At 54.1% G+C, this 19189-nt stretch carries 18 protein-coding genes and 1 pseudogene; 10 read left to right on the forward strand and 9 right to left on the reverse strand.

What is annotated here, in order from left to right:
- On the reverse strand, nucleotides 1–606 hold the full coding sequence (locus tag QCD69_RS02110; RefSeq protein ID WP_253454192.1) for a helix-turn-helix domain-containing protein: 606 nt from the start codon (nucleotides 604–606) through the stop codon (nucleotides 1–3).
- Nucleotides 607–649: 43 nt separating this feature from the next.
- Here QCD69_RS02110 and QCD69_RS02115 point away from each other — a divergent pair, with 43 nt between their 5' ends.
- From QCD69_RS02115 to QCD69_RS02130, 4 genes are all read left to right on the forward strand, one after another.
- Nucleotides 650–1357 carry a B3/B4 domain-containing protein gene (locus tag QCD69_RS02115; protein ID WP_301250836.1) on the forward strand — a complete coding sequence of 236 codons (708 nt, stop codon included), beginning with the start codon at nucleotides 650–652 and terminating at the stop codon, nucleotides 1355–1357.
- Nucleotides 1358–1820: 463 nt separating this feature from the next.
- Nucleotides 1821–2588, forward strand: coding sequence for a hypothetical protein (locus tag QCD69_RS02120; RefSeq protein WP_301250838.1), 768 nt, complete (start codon nucleotides 1821–1823; stop codon nucleotides 2586–2588).
- 349 nt (nucleotides 2589–2937) lie between these two features.
- The gene (locus QCD69_RS02125) at nucleotides 2938–3165 is read left to right on the forward strand and encodes a hypothetical protein (protein WP_253454201.1); all 228 of its coding nucleotides are present in this window, start codon (nucleotides 2938–2940) and stop codon (nucleotides 3163–3165) included.
- Nucleotides 3162–3329: a hypothetical protein gene (locus QCD69_RS02130; RefSeq protein WP_301250839.1), complete on the forward strand. Its 168-nt coding sequence runs from the start codon at nucleotides 3162–3164 to the stop codon at nucleotides 3327–3329. The genes QCD69_RS02125 and QCD69_RS02130 overlap by 4 nt, the downstream gene beginning before the upstream one ends.
- A 375-nt stretch (nucleotides 3330–3704) precedes the next feature.
- Here QCD69_RS02130 and QCD69_RS02135 read toward each other — a convergent pair whose 3' ends face one another.
- Genes QCD69_RS02135 through QCD69_RS02145 form a run of 3 tightly spaced genes read right to left on the reverse strand, consistent with a single transcriptional unit; the run spans nucleotide 3705 to nucleotide 6219 of the window.
- Complete coding sequence (locus tag QCD69_RS02135) at nucleotides 3705–4517, reverse strand: MetQ/NlpA family ABC transporter substrate-binding protein (RefSeq protein WP_253454205.1); 813 nt, start codon at nucleotides 4515–4517, stop codon at nucleotides 3705–3707.
- A gap of 18 nt (nucleotides 4518–4535) precedes the next feature.
- The gene (locus QCD69_RS02140) at nucleotides 4536–5204 is read right to left on the reverse strand and encodes a methionine ABC transporter permease (protein WP_301250841.1); all 669 of its coding nucleotides are present in this window, start codon (nucleotides 5202–5204) and stop codon (nucleotides 4536–4538) included.
- On the reverse strand, nucleotides 5197–6219 hold the full coding sequence (locus QCD69_RS02145; protein ID WP_253454209.1) for a methionine ABC transporter ATP-binding protein: 1023 nt from the start codon (nucleotides 6217–6219) through the stop codon (nucleotides 5197–5199). Before QCD69_RS02145 ends, QCD69_RS02140 begins: the two co-directional genes overlap by 8 nt.
- A 550-nt stretch (nucleotides 6220–6769) precedes the next feature.
- Between QCD69_RS02145 and QCD69_RS02150 the strand changes: the two genes are divergently transcribed.
- A complete protein-coding gene (locus tag QCD69_RS02150) occupies nucleotides 6770–9166 on the forward strand; it encodes a membrane-bound PQQ-dependent dehydrogenase, glucose/quinate/shikimate family (protein WP_301250842.1) in 2397 nt (798 codons plus the stop codon).
- Nucleotides 9167–9314: 148 nt separating this feature from the next.
- Here the strand turns inward: QCD69_RS02150 and QCD69_RS02155 are convergent.
- Together QCD69_RS02155 and QCD69_RS02160 are read right to left on the reverse strand one after the other, a co-directional pair.
- A pseudogene (locus QCD69_RS02155) lies at nucleotides 9315–9503 on the reverse strand (hypothetical protein); the annotation flags it as partial.
- Nucleotides 9504–9722: 219 nt separating this feature from the next.
- Entirely contained in the window at nucleotides 9723–9899 is a 177-nt protein-coding gene (locus QCD69_RS02160; protein ID WP_125287532.1) for a general stress protein, read from the reverse strand.
- Nucleotides 9900–10517: 618 nt separating this feature from the next.
- On the opposite strand from QCD69_RS02160, the gene QCD69_RS02165 reads away from it, so the two are divergent.
- From QCD69_RS02165 to QCD69_RS02175, 3 genes are all read left to right on the forward strand, one after another.
- Entirely contained in the window at nucleotides 10518–10862 is a 345-nt protein-coding gene (locus QCD69_RS02165) for a hypothetical protein (RefSeq protein ID WP_301250843.1), read from the forward strand.
- 93 nt (nucleotides 10863–10955) lie between these two features.
- Entirely contained in the window at nucleotides 10956–12170 is a 1215-nt protein-coding gene (locus QCD69_RS02170; RefSeq protein WP_301250844.1) for a zinc-dependent alcohol dehydrogenase, read from the forward strand.
- Between the two features lie 50 nt (nucleotides 12171–12220).
- The gene (locus QCD69_RS02175) at nucleotides 12221–12715 is read left to right on the forward strand and encodes a CinA family protein (protein ID WP_301250846.1); all 495 of its coding nucleotides are present in this window, start codon (nucleotides 12221–12223) and stop codon (nucleotides 12713–12715) included.
- A 38-nt stretch (nucleotides 12716–12753) separates the two neighbouring features.
- Here the strand turns inward: QCD69_RS02175 and QCD69_RS02180 are convergent, their stop codons facing one another.
- The 3 genes from QCD69_RS02180 to QCD69_RS02190 all read right to left on the reverse strand — a co-directional run bounded on the left by QCD69_RS02180 (nucleotide 12754) and on the right by QCD69_RS02190 (nucleotide 14914).
- Nucleotides 12754–13149, reverse strand: coding sequence for a YgiW/YdeI family stress tolerance OB fold protein (locus tag QCD69_RS02180; protein ID WP_253454219.1), 396 nt, complete (start codon nucleotides 13147–13149; stop codon nucleotides 12754–12756).
- A 100-nt stretch (nucleotides 13150–13249) separates the two neighbouring features.
- On the reverse strand, nucleotides 13250–13459 hold the full coding sequence (locus tag QCD69_RS02185; protein ID WP_125287527.1) for a DUF2767 family protein: 210 nt from the start codon (nucleotides 13457–13459) through the stop codon (nucleotides 13250–13252).
- A 141-nt stretch (nucleotides 13460–13600) separates the two neighbouring features.
- Entirely contained in the window at nucleotides 13601–14914 is a 1314-nt protein-coding gene (locus QCD69_RS02190; RefSeq protein ID WP_253454220.1) for a CitMHS family transporter, read from the reverse strand.
- 632 nt (nucleotides 14915–15546) lie between these two features.
- On the opposite strand from QCD69_RS02190, the gene QCD69_RS02195 reads away from it, so the two are divergent.
- Nucleotides 15547–17094: a methyl-accepting chemotaxis protein gene (locus QCD69_RS02195; protein ID WP_301250847.1), complete on the forward strand. Its 1548-nt coding sequence runs from the start codon at nucleotides 15547–15549 to the stop codon at nucleotides 17092–17094.
- Between the two features lie 89 nt (nucleotides 17095–17183).
- Nucleotides 17184–19145: a methyl-accepting chemotaxis protein gene (locus tag QCD69_RS02200; RefSeq protein ID WP_369894735.1), complete on the forward strand. Its 1962-nt coding sequence runs from the start codon at nucleotides 17184–17186 to the stop codon at nucleotides 19143–19145.
- The last annotated feature ends 44 nt before the right edge of the window (nucleotides 19146–19189 follow it).

Raw genomic sequence — 19189 nt, forward strand, 5'->3', positions numbered from 1 at the left:
TTAGCCCCGATGCAGCTCGGCCACGGTCATCGTAAAGATCAGCAGGCTCTGAGTCTCGTTGGCATAGCGGTGCGCCATATCCGTTCTGGCGACGGCCGAGCAGCCCGCGTTAACCGTCAGCGCGGCGCTTTCGGTTTGCAGGTTTAGCGTGCCTTCTTCGACATGCAGCAGCTCCAGCGTGCCCGCCGGATGACCCGTAGAGGAAAAGCTTTCGCCCGGATGCATTTCCCAGCGCCACAGCTCAATCATATCCGGCCCACGCGTGCCGGCCAGCAGCCGCGCGGAACCGCCCTTTTCGCCCTGCCATAGCGTAGGGATCTCCTCGCGAGTGATAAGCCATGCAGAAGGCGAATCGGTAACGTTGACGATATCCGCCACCGACAAGCCAAGCGCGGCGGCGATTTTACATAAAATACCGATACTGGGGTTCGCCGTGCCCTTTTCGGTTTCCACCAGCATCCCTTTACTGACCCCCGCGCGGCGGGCCAGCTCGTCCAGCGAAAGCTTTTGCGCCTTGCGATGGGTTTTAATACTGCGCGAGACGGCAGCGCTGACGCTGTCGATATCGGCCCCTGCCTCGGTCGTTTTATTGACTTTTTTGGTCATCGGTCATTACTATAGGATAAATTAGTCACCGAAGGATTATGGAATGATTTCAGTCACCCCGTCAATCGCCCCGGCTATTGCCGACCTTGCACCGGGCTTTCGCGCCCTGAGTATCACCGTAAAAGCCGCGCCGCTGGCCGATCCCTCGATCGCACAAGCGTTTGTTACCCAGGCCTGCGAGGCGGTGCTTGCCGATTCGCCTGCCTGGGCGGCAGCGCACCTGGCCGACTGGGCGGAAACGTTTAAAAAGTTCGGTGCCAAACCCAAGCGCACACCCTGTTCGGCGGAAGCGCTGAGGAAACGCGTGCAGCGCGACGGCACGCTGCCGGGCATCGATCCAGTGGTCGATCTGTATAACGCTATCAGCCTTCGCTACGCCATTCCGGTCGGCGGCGAGAATATTGCCGCCTATGTGGGCCAGCCGCGCCTGGTAATAGCCGACGGCAGCGAGCTGTTTGATACGGTTAAAGAAGGCAGCGCGGCCGTGGAATCACCGGAGGTCGGTGAAGTTATCTGGCGTGACGACCAGGGCGTGACCTGTCGCCGCTGGAACTGGCGTCAGGGCGTGCGTACCCGGCTGGATGCCCAGGCCACGCAAATGTGGTTTGTACTGGAAAGCCTGCCGTCAATGCCGTATGAGGCGCTGCTGGAAGCGGGTGATGAGCTGATCCGCGGCCTGACGCTGATGATGCCGGGCGTGCAGACGGAGGTAAAAACGATTGGGTCGGGCTGTTTGAATAGCGGCATCTGATTTTGTTGCCGGCAGCGCCAGATTATTATGGCGCTGCGCTTTCATATAAAAGCCGCCGACGATACTTTTCATAATTATCAAAAAATAAGTCGTAAACCAGTGCATAAAAAAGAGAGATCGCCCTCCCGAAAAGAAAGATTCTGCTTTTGCTGTAAAAGCAGGGAATGATAGAGTTCTTCAGCTTATATCAGATACTGGATCCCCATTGACAGTGACACTGGCGCATCAAACTCCAGCCAGAAGCCGTCCGAGTTCAGCCGAGCCAGAACCCGCCGCCGGTTTCTTAATTGCTCTCTTTGCCGCCCACGCTGCACCCTTGTAAGAACTGTTTTTATACACAGCAGTTTTGCCATCGCAATCTGACAAGCAAAACAGTAATGCCGCTGAGTTCCATGTTTACATAATGACCAAAAAACCACATAGTAACTGAGGCATTCAAAGGAGATAACGCACAGGAGTGAGCATGAGTTATAACGCAGCAATAATAAAGAAACTGGAAGCCGAGAACTATCTGGCTTTAGTTCTGGAAAAAGGAGTCAAGGAAGTAGGTAGAGAAGCGTTAAAACAAGGCGAATTGATATACAACGGAGTCGAACGTCTAAGTTGGTATTCATCATGTTTAACAGAAAATTATCAGGATGTTTGTGAGAAAATCAGAAAAGAAGATGTAAGGTTTATTAGGTCCATCTTGAAAATTATTCCGACCTTTCATTTTAAATTACCGCATATTGGCTTTGAATTCGGAGAAAAGAAAAATAATTACTCCGACGTACAGGTCAAAGATAATGTTATAAAATACATGCTAAAAATATTTACTGAAGACGTATTTAGCGAGATTCATTATGAGAGGAGATTAAATTTAAACAGAATCCTGACAAAGCTTAGCGCCGATTATGCAACTGTGAATTTCACAAATCGCTCTATTGCTTACTCTATTGCGTCTGCAATTTATATGAGCGCAGGACTAAGGGCAACGCTGGAAAGCACATTGACCAGCATATCCAGGAAAAGCATCACCGTTTTAGGTGGTTATGGTTACGTAAAAATTGCTATTGACGCTGCAGACCGGCTAAAATTAATCAACCCTATCCTGTACACAAAATTTTATAATGCTGAAGTAGAAATGCTCTATTTTCTGATAGAGCCCGTCGTCACAAAAATAGATCATAAATTTCGGCACGCATTAACTGACGAACAAATCGCATCGGATATAGTGAGGCTCATAAAATGAAAAAGGCATTTAAATTCCTATGGAAGGATATTTTATGGGATATTTTCTGCTTTCGCTTACCGTTACTTTTGACTTTTATATTTTCATTTATCGTTTTTAATTTTTGGGATGGTTATGAACTAATTAAAATAATTATTTTCTTCATCACCTCAAATATAATATGTGATATATTTTTTAATAAAATCATAAAATAAACCCCGTCGTTTTCCGGGTCTGGTGTAGTCGCAAACGCTATAACCCCATCAGAAAAAAGGAGATAAAAGAAAAAGCAGTGACATCCAAAAAATCAATACAGACCACAAAACTGCTCGCCCCAGGTTGCGAGTATTTTGCCTGAAACGGTGTTTTTATGCTGTTCCTTTATTCTTGCCTCGCCACCGCCAATACTCTTGAGTTCAGGTTAGAAGCTCAGGCCTGCATCATTGCCGACTATTTCTGGCTAATAACATTTGGCCGATCGAATTTTGAAGCGGTAGCTAACTTCGAGGGTCTTATCGGGCCCGATCTTCTTGCTAAGTATGAATGGGTAATGCGGGGATTTCTGAGCGATCCTTCAGCTAAAAGGAATTTACCATGATAAAAATAACGCTAGCCTGCGTGCTGCTGGTAAGCGGCTGTCACCTTGAAAAGCCTTACTTTTACCCGCTGGATGTCGTGCTAAAAGAAAACATGCCTTGCTTTTCCCCGCCTTATAATATTCAAAAAAAAAGCGCCTGCTCCAAAACAGAGGCGTATCCGTAACAAAAATCACCGGAAAAAAAGGGCAAACCTTCTGGCAGTCTGAACCTCAGTCTACCTTGCCTGTGATTCCGGCAGGCGAATGCGTTTCTTATCCTGACATTAACTGGCAGGAGGGCGATTACGCCATACTTATGGGAATATCCACGAATAACGATGCTGAAAGATACAGGTTAAGCAAGAGTATCCGGCTGCAAAAAGATAAAGCAGGCAATTTTATGCTGCAGGAGATCCGGCAGCCTGATTTATAATATCGTCGTTCCTTTAGCCATATACAACAAAGGCACTGCCCGTTTTCTGTGCTGACTGATGGAGGTTCTGTAAGTGTGCGAGCGCCAAAAAAAGGCCGGTTTCCCGGCCTTTTTTATTAAACAGCAATCAGTTATTAACAGGAATAACCGCGCCTTTATATTTGGTGCGGATCCAGTCCTGGATTTGCTTAGAATGCAGCACCGTCACCAGCGCTTTAATATCCGGCTTGTTTTCGTCGCCGCGATGCACGGTAATAATATTGGCGTAAGGGTTATTTTCGCCGCTCTCAACTGCAATCGGATCTTTTACCGGATCCAGGCCTGCGTCGATAGCGTAGTTAGCGTTAATTACTACCGCATCGCCTTCGTCGTTATTATACATTTGCGGCAGCAGTGCGCCTTCCACGTTAGCCAGGAACTTCAGATGTTTCGGGTTTTCCACGATATCGCTGATGCGCGCGTCAACTTTGCTCACGCCCGGCTTCAGTTTGATGACGCCTTCTTTCTCAAAGATAGAAAGGATACGCCCTTCTTCCGATACCGCGTCGCGCATAATAACTTTGCCGTTCTGCGGCAGGTCTTTCAGCGATTTGTACTTTTTAGAGTAGATGCCAATCGGCTCGATATGGATTGCGCCCGCGCTGACAAAATCATAGCTCTTGTCGTCGGCATGATCTTTCAGCACGCTGTTCAGATAAGGTACGTGCTGGAAATAGTTCGCATCGATATCGCGGCTGGCCAGCGCGGTGTTCGGCAGGATGTAGTCCTGGAAAGGTTTGATTTCCAGATCGATGCCCTGCTTCGCCAGAATCGGCTTAGCCTGCTCCAGGATTTCCGCGTGCGGCACGTTGGATGCGCCGATGGTCAGGGTGTCTGCCCATGCGCTCAGGCTCAGCGCCCCCAGGGTTGCCGCAGCCAGCAGCGTCAGTGTCTTTTTCATTATTACTTCCTTCGTGAGTTAGCGTTTGTCGAGCCGTGTTGTGATGAAATCGCCAATAAACTGAATAATAAAAACGATAATCAGGATCATAACCGTCGCCACCAGCGTGACATCGCTGTGGTTGCGCTGGAAGCCCTCCAGATAGGCCAGGTTACCCAAACCGCCCGCGCCGATCACCCCGGCCATCGCGCTGTAGCTGACCAGCGCAATCAGCGTTACCGTCATACCGGAAACCAGCGCCGGTGAAGATTCCGGCAGCAGTACGCGAAAGATCAGCGTGCTCAGCCGCGCGCCCATTGAGCGGGAAGCCTCAATCACGCCTTTATCCACTTCGCGCAGGCCAATTTCGACCAGTCGGGCATAGAACGGTGCCGCGCCGACAATCAGCGCGGGCAAAGCCGCATCCGCGCCCAGAATGGTGCCGATTAACGTTTTGGTGAACGGGATCAGCAAAACAATCAGGATAATAAAAGGAATGGAGCGGAAGACGTTAACCAGTACCGAAATCACCGAATAAACGGCGCGGTTCTGAAACAGGCCGCCGCGCGCGGTCAGAAACAGCGCCAGACCGAATAAAATGCCCAGCACAAAGGTCGCCAGACCGGACAGCGAGGTCATATACAGGGTTTCACAGGTTGCCGCCCAAAGCTGATCAAGCTTCAGATGGGGAAAAAGAGTCTCAGTCATGAACCACCTCGGTCGTAATGGCGTGGGCGTGTAAATCGGCCAGGATGTTTTCCAGCGCGCTGCCGGTGGCGGCAACCTGTAACCACAGCTCGCCGAAAGTGCCGTTGGTGGTTTGCGTCATCTTGCCGTGCAAAATATTAAAAGGCGTGCCGTATTTCAGCGTCAGTTCGCCTACGATCGGCTGCTGCGTGTTCTGGCCGACAAAGGTCAGCTTCAGCACGCTGCCCGCCGTGCGGTCAATCAGTTCAGGGTTAAACGGCGTCTCGGCGCTGCTGTACTCTGCCGTTTGCTTGACGAACTGTCGGGTAATCGGCTGCTGCGGATGAGTAAATACCGACAGCACTTCGCCTTCTTCCACGATTCTGCCCGCTTCCATCACCGCCACGCGGTGACAGATTTTACGCACTACGTGCATTTCATGCGTAATCAGCACGATAGTCAGCTTTAGCTTGCGGTTGATATCCAGCAGCAGATCGAGAATGGCGTCGGTTGTCTGTGGATCCAGCGCCGAAGTCGCCTCATCGCACAGCAATACTTCCGGATTATTGGCCAGTGCGCGAGCGATACCTACGCGCTGCTTCTGCCCGCCGCTCAGCTGAGCAGGATAGGCGTGCTCTTTACCCTTCAGGCCGACCAGTTCGATCAGCTCCTGCACGCGCGTTTTGATGGCGGCTTTGGGCGCGCCGGCGATTTGCAGCGAAAAGGCAATATTTTCGCTGACGGTACGCGACCAGAGCAGGTTGAAGTGCTGAAACACCATGCTGATTTTCAGACGCGCCTGACGCAGCGCCTCGCCCTTCGCCTGCGCGATATCTTTACCTGCAATAGTGACGCTGCCGGAAGTCGGTTTTTCCAGTCCGTTCAGCAGGCGGATCAGCGTACTTTTCCCCGCGCCGCTGTAGCCGATAATGCCGTAAATCTGCCCCTGTTCGACGTTGAGATTCACATCATCAACCGCCGTCACCGGGCCAGCCGCGGCGTGAAAGGTTTTGGAAACATTACGCAAAACTATCATTTGTCGCCTGTTTTATCCCGTGTTGTGTAGCCCGCAGGCTGGTCAATAAACTGACTATTTTTAATATGTTATTGGTGATGCTTATGATACGGGATAGCGTCAGGCCGGTCGCGGGTCAGCAAAGACCCAAATACCATGATATATAGCCAAAAGGCATAACGTGGCGGCCTGCCCGTTTCATCATCATTGTTACAGCTACCTTACCGTCAGGGCGTTTTCCAGCGGTTTTATTCAACAAACGAGCCGGTTATTAACAGTATTAACTGGAGCGTAATGTTACCAGCTATTAATGCAATTTGCCGGTATTGCCGTCTGGATGGCTATCAACCGCGCAATAAACAACCGCCTCTTAAGGGAAACGCAGATCAAAAAGCAGCCTCCCTGGCTGCCAATAGCCAACGGTAAGATTTTGAGACAATAATCTTTACATGCTAATCAATTGAAAAATAGAACTATTAAAGACAAGCACACCGTTCTCTCCACCCGCTATCTTTGCAAAACTTTGCATCCTCTATGCTTGCCTTACCTGTTACTCACTTATCAAGACCTTATGCAGAAAAAATTTTGGTTCACCCTACCTACCATCACTGGGATCGTCGTTAGCCTGTTCGGCCTGGCTTTCCTGGTGCTCGGCGGCTGGCTGGCAACGCTGGGCGGCACGCCCTGGTACCTGATTTTCGGCGCCGGTTTCTTCCTTAGCGGCATTTTTATCGTTAAACGCCGTCCGGCCGGTCTTTGGCTTTACCTGCTCTCCTTTCTGATTTGCGTAGCCTGGTCGCTGTATGAAGTCGGTCTGGACGGCTGGAAGCTGATGCCGCGCCTTTTCGCGCTGGCCGTACTGGGCGTCTGGTGCAGCCTGCCGTGGATCGTCCGACCGGTGATGCACACGCAGCGCCGCGCGGGCACGCTGGTTGGCGTGGTCTATCTGGCCGCTATCGTGCTGGTCTTCTGGTCAGGCTGGCACGTAACGGCAACGCGCTTTGTGCATCATCAGCCCGTGCCGGCAGCTCAGGCCGCGATCGCAACCGATAACGATAATGACTGGCAGCATTATGGCCGTACGCGCGATGGCCAGCGCTTTTCGCCACTGACGCAGATTACGCCCGCCAATGTCAGCCAGCTGCAGCCCGCCTGGCAGTTCCATACCGGCGATACCCTGCGTAAAGGGGAAGATAAAGCGGGACGCGAGTTCAGCTTTGAAGTGACGCCGATTAAGGTTGGCAACACGCTCTTTATCTGTACGCCGCATCGCCAGGTGATTGCGCTTGACGCCACCAGCGGCAAACAGCGCTGGAAGTTTGATCCCAAAGTAGACACCTCGGCCAATGAATATCTGGCCTGCCGCGGCGTGGCTTACAGCAAGGCGGTGGATGACAGCACCTGCCCGGAAAAAATCATCACCACCACCAGCGATGCCCGCATGGTGGCGCTGAATGCGCAAACCGGCGAACCTTGCGCCTCGTTTGGCAACAAGGGCTATGTCAGCCTGACCGACCATATGGGCCAGGTGCCGCCGGGCTTCCATTTTATTACCTCGCAGCCGATGGTGATGGAAGGCCGCATCGTGCTGGGCGGCTGGATATACGATAACCAGACCACCGGCGAACCTTCCGGCGTGGTACGCGCTTATGACGTAAAAACCGGCCAGCTCTCCTGGACCTGGGACCTGGGCAGAACGCCGCAGAACGCGCCGCTGAAGCCTGGCGAAGAGTATACGCACGGCACGCCTAACGGCTGGGGAACCTATACGGCGGACGAAAAGCTGGGCCTGATTTATATTCCGCTGGGCAACGCGACGCCGGATTATTACGGCGGCAAACGGCGACCTTTTGACGAGAAGTATTCCAGCGCGCTGGTGGCACTGGATATTCATACGGGTGAAGAGCGCTGGCATTTCCAGACCGTGCATCATGACGTCTGGGATTTCGACGTGCCGGTTGGCCCAACGCTGGTTGACCTGCCGGGCAAAAATGGCGAAACCGTGCCTGCGCTGGTGCAGACCACCAAAATGGGCAAGCTGTTCCTGCTGGATCGCCGCAACGGCAAACCGCTGGCGCAGGTGGATGAGAAGCCGGTGCCGACCTCGCCCTCGCTGCCGGGCGAGCATTTGTCACCTACGCAGCCGGATCCGGTCGGCATGCCGAGCCTTGCACCGCCAAATCTGAAAGAAACCGATATGTGGGGCGCGACGCCGATCGATCAGCTGATCTGCCGCATTCAGTTCCACCGCTATCGTTATCAGGGCCAGTACACGCCGCCTGCGGAAGGCACCTCTATCGCCTATCCTGCGTTTGACGGCGTGATGGACTGGTACGGCGCTTCGGTGGATCCGCAGCGGCATTTACTGATTGCCAACACCAGCTACATCCCTTTCACCATGGAGCTGATGAAGCATGACGAGGCGATCAAACAGGGCCTGATGAAGCCGTGGGCAGGCTGGGCCAGCGGGCAATCCTATCCAAAACCGAAAGAGTTCGCCGTAGGGCCGCAGTATGGCACCGGCTGGGCGGCCGTGGTGAAACCCTGGCTGACGGCACTGGGCGCACCTTGCAGCGCGCCGCCGTGGGGCAAGCTGATCGCCATCGATCTTAACACCCGTAAAATCGCCTGGGAAAGACCGGCGGGCACCACGCGTAATATGAATATTTTCGGCACTCATACCAACGCGCCGTTGCCAACCGGCATTTTTATGATGGGCGGCAACATCATTACCCGCAGCGGGCTGATATTTATGGGCGCTACGGCGGATAACTACCTGCGCGCTTTTGACGAAGCCACGGGCCACGAGCTGTGGAAAGCCAAACTGCCAGCGGGCGGCCAGGCGACGCCGATGACCTATACCGGTAAGGACGGTCGTCAGTATGTGGTGATTGCGGCAGGCGGGCACGGCGGGCTGGGTACCACTTCCGGCGATGCGCTGGTCGCGTACGCGCTACCGAAAGAGTAAGCATAAAAAACCCCACGGCATCGTGGGGTTTCGTTCAGTTCGTCCCTGCATCCAGGCGTTTTAGCGGTCAGGATATCTCTTCCGGAAGCAGCACATGTCTTTGCTTTTTCTTGCGTTCTTCCTCGTCCGGCGGCGTTTTGCGCGTGTGTTTGAGCATGGCAACGTGGCGGGCGAAATCCTCATGGACCTCTTTGCTTTGTAAATTCACCGACGCCGCACCGTCTTCATCGATCAAAATACGTTCGCCGTCATCTTTAGCTTCCTGCATATCATTGCGGGACATGGCGTTAAGCAACCTTTCCGGGCTGGTAAATACGCTGGCGATCATTTTTAACACGGGCTCTCCTTTTCTGAGCGGGCATTAGCAGATAGCGCTTATTGCAAGCTTTACTGCCGATAGCGGTTATTCTTCTTCTTAAACCAGTATAGAGGAATATTCAGGGCTGAGTTATCAGGAGACGGAAGTATCAGAGGGAGTGAAAAAGAGGGGAAGCACAACCGCCACCGCCCGGAGGGCCGATGGCGGCGAGCCTGCGCGCGGCAGGCGCATTACTTTTTAGCTGCGGCGGCTCTTCTCGCCACCTTTTTTACCGGCTTCAGAGGCTTTTTCACGGTCGTTTTTAAAGCTGCCGCTGCCGCTACTGCTCTGTCCGCCTTTTTTGCCTGCTTCTGACGCCTTTTCACGATCTTCTGCGAAATTACCCGAATTTGAATTACCACGATGCTGAGTCATACAAATGTCCTCTTCGTGTTAAATAATACTCAATGGTTTTTTCTCAATTATTTAATCCCGGGGGGAATTAAAAATCAGTGAAGGTGCTACGTAGTTAAATCTAGCAGCCACGCTTATAATTGCAAGGAAACGGCGGCATAAAAATAAGTAAAAATTATGGCTAGTTATCTCATTGATTAATAACAACAATCAGGAAAAATCTTAATCAATTTTAATTTTATATTTAAAAAATACTTATCCCGTTTCAGGAATTATTAGCTTACCCACTGAGCAAATAAATAAATATTAATCGTTCATCAATTTCTGCCGCTTCGTTATAAGCCACTGCCGCTTCGTTCTTTTTTTACTTTCTTCTGCGTAACAGCTTTGCTGATGCTTCTGCCTGGATACTGACCAGGCGCATTCCTGATAATGCCAATAACCACACAAAGAGCTGGACTTAATTAACGAATTTTTACAAAATCGGTTGAACCGCCAGTGGCTCCGCGCCAGTAAAGAGCGGACACCATTTTTTTCTTCGGCCACGGCCGGACGGCTTCAGGGAATAGCGATTCTGGTTCAGCGCGCAGCACGACTGCCGCACAATCAGCCCCTTAACTGTGCATAGTACGGTGGAGCATGGAAAAACAACATTTTCTGACCCGTGTGGGACAATGGCCGAAGATCCAGTTTTCCGAAGTGTGTATCACCGCCTGCGGCGGCAGCATCCAGCCTGAACTCTACGTGCGTGACCGCGCCGATCCACCACGCTGGCTGTTTATCCGCCGCCTTGGCGGCAGCGAGAACCATGACGGCTTACTGACCATTTACAGCCAATGGCTGGCGGAATTTCATCAACAGCGTGGCACCGATTTCTGTTTGCCGCCGCCCTTTGACAGGGCTTTTGAGAACGAGCTGCCAGCGGAAATTTCGGACGCGCCGCATAGCGCTGCATTGCGGCCATCGCTTATCGCCGAACGTTAAACGCCTGTGGCCGCCTTCTTCCCGTAAAAATTTATCTATACTTTTCAGCGGACGCCTGACGCTCAGGCCCGGTAGATAAAAAAGGGAGAGCCTATGAAAGCACTAGTCTGGCATGCTGTCGGCGACATTCGTCTTGATGACGTCCCGGAGCCAGCGATAGAAAAACCAACCGATGCGGTGATCCGCCTGACGGCTTCCGCTATCTGCGGCACCGATCTGCATTTTGTTCGCGGCACCTTCAGTAAAATGCAGCCCGGCACCATTCTGGGACACGAAGGCGTCGGCGTGATTGAAGCGCTCGGCGACGATGTTCGCAATTTCGCTGTCGGCGACCGCGTGGTGGTTTGCTCGACCGTTTCCTGCGGCACCTGTCCGCCCTGTCGGGAAGGCAATACCGCCCAGTGCGACAACGCCAACCCCAACGGGCCTGCCGCCGGCACCTGCTTCTTCGGCGGCCCGGCCGCAACCGGCCCGGTAAACGGGCTTCAGGCGGAAAAAGCGCGCATTCCCTATGCCGCCAATACGCTGGTAAAAATTCCCGATAACGTCAGCGACGAGCAGGCGCTGATGGTTAGCGATATTTTCCCCACCGCCTGGTTTGGCGCGGAAGCGGGCGAAATCAAAAAAGGCGATGTTGTGGCGGTCTTCGGCTGCGGGCCGGTCGGCCAGTTCGCTATCGCCAGCGCTTTCCTCAAGGGCGCCGCCCGCGTGATTGCGGTGGACGGCCATGCCGATCGCCTGGCTATGGCGCGTCGTCAGGGTGCATTCACGGTAAATTTTGAAGAAGAAGATCCGGTAGAAACCCTTAATCGCCTGACGGGCGGCGTCGGCGCGGACTGCGCTATTGATGCAGTCGGCGTAGACAGCCAACATGCGCACCACGGCCCGGCAGCGGAAGAGGCGCAGCAAAAAGCAGAAAAATTTGCGGCGGAAGTGGATCAGGTGGCACCGGAAACGCACCCGCAGGCAGGCAACTGGGTGCCGGGCGACGCGCCCACTCAGGCGCTGGAATGGGCTATCGCCACGCTGAAAAAGGCCGGTCGTTTAAGCATTATCGGCGTTTATCCGCCGGAAGCGGAAACTTTCCCTATCGGCAAGGCGATGAATAAGAATCTGACCCTTAAGATGGGCAACTGCAACCATCACACTATTATTCCGGGCTTGCTGGAACTGGTACGCACCGGCGCCATCGATCCGGTCAAGGTATTAACGAAAGTAGAGCCGCTTAGCGACGTACTTGACGCTTATAAAGTCTTCGACAAGCGCCAGCCAGGCTGGATTAAAACCGAACTCGTGCCACAAAGCTGACAACTCTGCCCCGTCATCGCGGCGGGGCCACTAGCAACTGGAGTCTCTCAATGGATAAGGAATTACTTAATACCGCCGAAAGACTCGGCAAAGTTTTACTACAGGCCGGGGCCAAAGTGGCTGCCGCCGAATCCTGCACGTCAGGTCTGGTCAGCTCTGCACTGGGCGCGGCAAGCGACAGCAGCAGCTATTTCACCAGCGGGTTTGTAACCTATACCGACAGCGCCAAACAACGCATTCTGCACGTCAGTGAAAAAACGCTCCAGGAACACACGGCGGTAAGCGAGGCGACCGCGCGCGAAATGGCAGCCGGCGCGAAAGAAGTATCGGGCGAAAAAGCCAGCATTGCGGTTACCGGCTATGCCGGGCCGGACGGCGGCGAAGATGGCACGCCTGCGGGTACGGTGTGGTTTGGCTGGGGCCTGCCAGATGGCGAGGTACGCGCGCTGAAGCAGCATTTTTCAGGGGATTGCGAAGAGGTAGTAAGAAAAGCCGCCCTGTTTGCTCTGCAACACCTTACTGAACTGCTGCAAAGCCAACGCTGAACGGCATTGGGCGAACCTTAGCGTTCGCCCTTAGAGTGTTACGGATCGCCAATCTGTTTTACTGCGATTTCCGTTTGCTTATTTTTATGTTTTACAAAACCGCTCACCCGTACCAGATCTTTGGCATCGTACTTCTCTCCGCCCCAGGCTGATTCGGGAATAACCAGATTAATATTGCCTGATTTATCCTGGAAGGTATAAATATTGCCAGAAACCTTTTTGATGATATTCCCTTCCATCGTCACCCAGGAACCTTCCTTCAGCGTACGGACCGACTTCACCTGGCTCTCGTTGGTATCTTCCGAGCCTTTGTAGCCTGCATCCTGCTTGTGCGGCGGTGGCGGCGTTTCTCCCGCTTTAAATCCCCCTTTGTCCTCGGCCATCACGTTCAGGCTAAGGGCAAGCAGCGCGGCCAGCGTAAGCACTTTTTTCATAAACACTCCTTTCGTTTAAAAAGTCCGATCTTGATTCTGCATAACTTAAGCCTGGCAGAAAGCCGCTACTTTTCAGGTACAAAGTGTAAAAAAACCTGAATTAATCAGGTTTTATCAGACGAATCGCGTGTTCCAGCACCTTCTGCTCGTCCCGATCCGCATCCGTTCGCTCATGGCGCGTTCTGACCAGCAGGTTTGCCAGGATATCCCGGCTGGTATTGTGTCCGCTTTCAGCCAGCACAATGGCCGCGTCGCCAATCACCCGACAGACTTCGTCATAATATTCTTCGCTCAATACATCACGTTTCATAAGACCTCACTTTTTAAACCGGCTTGAAGGAAAAGCCGACCAAAAGTATTAATCCTGAAACGTTGTATCGCCATTGGGCCGCCTGGCGCGGGCGACTTATTGTGATGCCGATCACAATAAATCGCCGACGTGTCCGGAGGGTTAGCGGCTGTAGAACGGGAAGGCGCCAAACAGCAGGCCGCCTACCAGCAGCGCCATACTGACCAGGATCCCCCACTTAATGGCAAAGCGCTGATGGTCGCCGATATCCACTTTCGCCAGTCCAACCAGCAGATACACCGAAGGCACCAACGGGCTGAGCAGATGGAAAGGCTGGCCGATGATTGACGCCCTGGCGATTTCTTCTGCGCTGATACCATAGTTCAGCGCCGTCTGGGCAATCACCGGCAGGATGCCGAAATAGAACGCATCGTTAGACATAAAGAAAGTGAATGGCAGGCTGACCAGCGCGGTGAAGATCGCCAGATAAGGCCCAAAGCTATGCGGGATCACCGCCAGCAGGCTTTTCGCCATTGCATCGACCATGCCGGTGCCGGACAGAATGCCGGTAAATACCCCGGCGGCGAAAATCAACGAGGTGACCGCCAGCACGTTGCCTGCATGGGTATTGATACGCGCTTTCTGCTGTTCCAGCGAAGGGTAATTCAGCATTACCGCAATGGCAAAAGCCAGCATAAACAGGATCTGAATAGGCATCAGCCCGGTCACCAGCAGCACCAGCAGCACGGTAGTGAGGATAAAGTTAGGCCAGAACATTTTTGGCCGCCGGTTCGCTGCGCACTCCTGCGCGTCGCCCAGACCCAGCTCGATATTATCCAGATGATCGTTATCGAGCTTCATCACGCCCAGCCTTCTGCGCTCGCGGATGCCGAACAGCACCGCCATACCAACGAGCGTGACGCAACCCAGAAACATGGCGGGCAGCATAGGAATAAAGATGTCCAGCGCATCGATATGCAAGGCCGCCGCCGCGCGCGCCGTTGGGCCGCCCCACGGCGACAGATTCATAATACCGCTGGCAAGGTTGACCAGACAGGTCATTGCCAGCACGTTCATGCCCAGCTTGCGGTAGAGCGGCAAAAACGCCGCCACGGCAATCATATAGGTGGTGGAGCTGTCGCCGTCCAGTGAAACCAGCAGCGTCAGTACCGCCGTGCCTACCAGCACCTTAAGCGGGTCGCCGCGCACGATTTTCAGGATAAAGCGTACCAGCGGGTCAAACAGCCCGGCGTCGATCATCAGGCCAAAATAGAGAATGGAAAAGGTCAGCATTACGCCCGTCGGCGCCAGCGCTTTTACGCCATTCAACATCATTTCGCCAAGCCCATGATAATAACCCGCCGCCAGCGCAAAGACCGTCGGCACGATAATCAGCGCGATCAGCGCCGACATCCTTTTGGTCATAATCAGGTACATGAAACAGGTCACCATCGAAAAACCCAGTATGGTCAGCACATTACTTCCCCTCTTTCGGATGCATATCGCAGGCTGCGGCACGACGGCCATCAGCAAAAGTTATCGTTCAGGTCCGGGCGGGTATAAAAAGTAAGACGGGCGTTTCCGCCTGTCGCGTTAAGCTATTGTTTTATGGCTGTACCACCCGAATATTGATAATAATATGTAATAAAAAATCATCATTTTTTTAACAAAGAAGAGTGACGGCGATCGGCTTTACCGGCCGTGAAAACGGGTTATTGTGATTGCGATCAAACTAACCGTGGCCCTGAAAGAGTGGAAGAGAAGAAAGGGTAAACCGTTGGTGTTGCGTAGCGCCTGGATGCCTGTTCCTTTTTTGTGACAACGTAACAGATGGCTGTGAATATAGCATTGCATCCAAACCTGAAAGGTGACAACGTAACGAGCAGCATTAGCACTACTTTTAATGTTGTCCTGTAATAACCCTGCTTTTTGAAGGCTATGGATGCCCCCCTACGAATACGAAAGCCTCGCGTTACAGCGTCACGCATAGATAAATCCTTGATTTGCATAATAGCCGACATATTCCTCTACCCTACCGGCCATAAAACTAAATCTTTACCGCAATTTGCCGATACAGAAAGCATCCTATTTCCTTTAAGGCTAATCAGATGTCCCTGAAAAGATCGTCGCTTTTGGTTCTGCTGTTCCTGTTTATTATTTTTTTCACCAGCATGATCGCTAACGTCTGGCTGCTGACCCGCAGCAATACGTCGCTGGATGCGGTGAATAGAGAGATCCGTGTAGTGCTGTCTATTATCGATCCTATTAACCACAGCCGTACCCTGCGCGTGCGCCTGATGGAATATATGAAAACGATGGAAAACAGCGGCGGCCTGCAGTCTGAGCAGACGATTAGCGGGCTGAATGAAGTGCTGGGCAAAGCGGACAAGGCTTTCCAGGCCTATCTGGCCGCGCCGAAGCTGGATGGCGAAGCCAGCCTGGCCGATGAGTATCGCACCACCTATGAAACTTACCGCCGTCAGGGTATCGACCCGCTGCTGGACGCGGCTAAAACCAATGACCAGGCGCGCTTTAAGGCGCAGCTGCCGACCGTCATCAGTCTGGATCACCAGTACGAAGTGGTGCTGGACAAAGTGCTTGCGCTGCACGAGCAGTACGCGAAACGCCTGAACAGCGACGCGCAGGATCACTTCACCTTTGGTATCGGCCTGATTGTCGCCTTCGGCGTGCTGTTCCTGGTTGTTATCGCAGGCGTGTTGATGTTCCTGAAGCGCTACGTGCTTAGCCCGCTGGACAGCGCCAAAGCGCATTGCAGCCAGATTGCTCAGGGTATTCTGGATACGCCGGTGCCGGTGGTGGCCTCTTCCCGCAGCGAAATACAGGATCTGATGGGCACCATGGAGCAGATGCGCCGCTCGCTGACCGATATCATCAGCCAGGTGCGTAACTCCACGCAAACCGTGTCGCACGCCTCGCAGGAAATTGCCGCCGGTAACGTCGACCTGGCTTCGCGTACCGAACAGCAGGCCGCCGCGCTGACGCAGACTGCCGCCAGCATGGAAGAGCTGGGCGCCACGGTGAAACAGAATACCGAAAACGTCTTTGAAGCCAGCCGTCTGACCAGCGAAGCGGTGAAGAACGCGAAAACCGGCGAAAAAGTCTCGCAGGAAGTCATCGTCACCATGGGCAAAATCAACAGCAGCTCAAAGAAGATTGAAGACATTACCGGCGTGATTAACAGCATCGCTTTCCAGACCAATATCCTGGCGCTGAACGCCGCGGTGGAAGCGGCGCGCGCGGGTGAACAGGGGCGCGGCTTCGCGGTCGTGGCGGGCGAAGTTCGCAACCTGGCGCAGCGCAGCGCGGTAGCGGCAAAAGAGATTGAAAGTCTGATTGCCGAATCGGTCGCCAATATCAAAGCCGGTTCCGATCAGGTCAGCCGTACCGGCGACGCTATCGGCGCGATTATTGCCTCGGTCAGCCAGGTCGATGTACTGATGGATCATATATCGACCGCGTCTGACGAGCAGAGCCGCGGCATCAGCCAGATTGAACAGGCGGTAACCGAGATGGACAGCGTGACCCAGCAGAACTCCGCGCTGGTGCAGGAGTCGGCAGCGGCTTCCGCCTCGCTGGAAGAGCAGGTGCACTTCCTTAACCACTCCGTTTCTACCTTCCGCCTGTCCGACGCGTAATTTTCTTACCCCCGGCATCCCGCCGGGGTTTCACTATAACAATAAGCATTAATGCGCCCACGCAGGCGCTCTACTTTTATGAGAACACCATGGCAAAATTATCTGCATTCTGGAACGCACTTATTCCAAAAAAACTTAATCCGCTGGCCGGTCGTCCGGTCAGCAACACTTATGACTGTCGCGCCCTGCCGACCGCTTTCGGCAGCCTGGGTACCGGCGGCGGCAAAGGCCTGCTGATGGTCTTTGTACCGCCGGAAGCCGATTTCGCCCGCGTGAACGACGCGTGGCAAAAGATGAGCGCGCCGGGCCGTACCGTCTTCGCTATCTCCTCTACCGGCGCGCTGTGCGCGCAGAAAGGCCGCTCCGCCTACTGTGCCACCAACGGCCCTCAGGGCAGCTGGCTGTGGCTGCCCGAGCAGACGGTCGCCCGTCATGAGGTGCACACTATCGATCTGCAGGTGCCACGCGGCGCTACCGTTGCCGATCGTATCGACAGCATTCGCGCCCAGCTTGATCGCCTTCAGGTCAATATGTCGCTCTCTGCCGAAGAAACCTTCGCGATGATCTACTGCGACGGCCTCTCCTCTGCCGAAGGCTTTATGATGCAGGCCTGGTATGACAGCGGACGCTTCCCCTGCCTGGCTATCGGCGGCTCGGCGGGCGGCCGCACCGATTTTCAGAACACCTGGATGGCCACCAGCGGCCAGCTGCTGCAAAACAAAGCGGTGATCGTGTTCTGCCGCATGGCGAAAGGGAAATCCTTTGCGCCGTTTAAAAGCCAGAACTTCCAGCCCACGCAGCAAAGCTGGCTGGTGGCGGAAGCCGATCCCGTCGCGCGCACCGTAAGTTCGCTGTTTGACGCAACGGGTCGCCAGCAGCCTGCGGTAAAAGTGCTGGCCGACGCGCTGCACTGTAAGCCTGAGCAGCTGGAGCAAAAGCTGAAGGGCAAAACGTTCGGCGTGAAGGTGGCGGATGAGTACTTTATTCGCTCCGTAGCCAAAATCGACGCGGAAAGCCTGACGTTCTTCTGCGATCTGGAGTTTGGCGACCGTCTTTATCTGCTGGAGGCGGGCGATTTCGTTTCCGCCACGCGTAAGGACTGGGACAGATTCGTCGCCACGCATGGCAAACCGGCCGGACTGCTGCTGAACGACTGCCTGCTGCGCCGCCTTAACAACCCGGAAAGCCTGCCTGCGGCGGAGCTGTTCGACGGCGTGCCGGCCGCTGGCTTCTCCAGCTTTGGCGAAATATTCGGCGTGCCGATCAACCAGACGCTGTCCGCCCTCGCCTTTTTCGATCGCGACGTCAAAGCCATGAGCCGCTTCCCGATTGAATATGCCGACTACGCTGGCCACTATGCCCAGCGCTCGCTGCGTCGTTGGGAAGCGCTGCACACGCTGCAAACGGACGTTATTGATAAAGTGATCGACTATCAGCAGCAGATCGGGCCGGTAGTACAAACTTTCCCGCTGCTGGAAAAAGCCACCAGCCGCCAGAGCGCAGCGCTGGATGTGGCTGGCGTGAATATCGGCGAGATCGGCGAGGCGGCAACCGTCACGCTGCAGGCGCAGGATGAGCTGGGCCTTGAAATCGGCGAGCTGGAAAGAATTTCGCAGGGCATTACGCAAATCACCAGCGGCATCAGCACCATTGCCGACCAGACCAACCTGCTGGCGCTGAATGCGGCGGTGGAAGCCGCCCGCGCCGGATCGGCCGGTCGCGGCTTTGCCGTGGTAGCAGAAGAGGTACGCCGCCTGGCCCGCTCTTCTAAAGAACAGGCCGACGCCACGCGTGAAAGCATCAACGAGACGGTAGCGACCATCGCGCGGATTAAAAAGACGGCTTCTAAAACCGTTGCCACCACGGAAGATATGGCGCAAAAAAGCCACGCGGCACGTGGGCAGATCGCCAGCCTCAGCGAGCAAAACAGCGCCGAGCGCAGCGGGATGGTCGAAAATATCGACCGACTGAAAAACGCTGCCGACGGCCTGGACGCCATGCATAAAGCGGTGGCGCAGCTGACGGTGCTCCAGGAACTGGTGCGTTCCTGATCCTGTGCGCGGGGCCCGCTGCGGCCTCGCGCATTTTTATACTT

Origin of the sequence: Erwinia sp. PsM31, assembly GCF_030433775.1 — a bacterium.
GTDB lineage: Bacteria > Pseudomonadota > Gammaproteobacteria > Enterobacterales > Enterobacteriaceae > Erwinia > Erwinia aeris.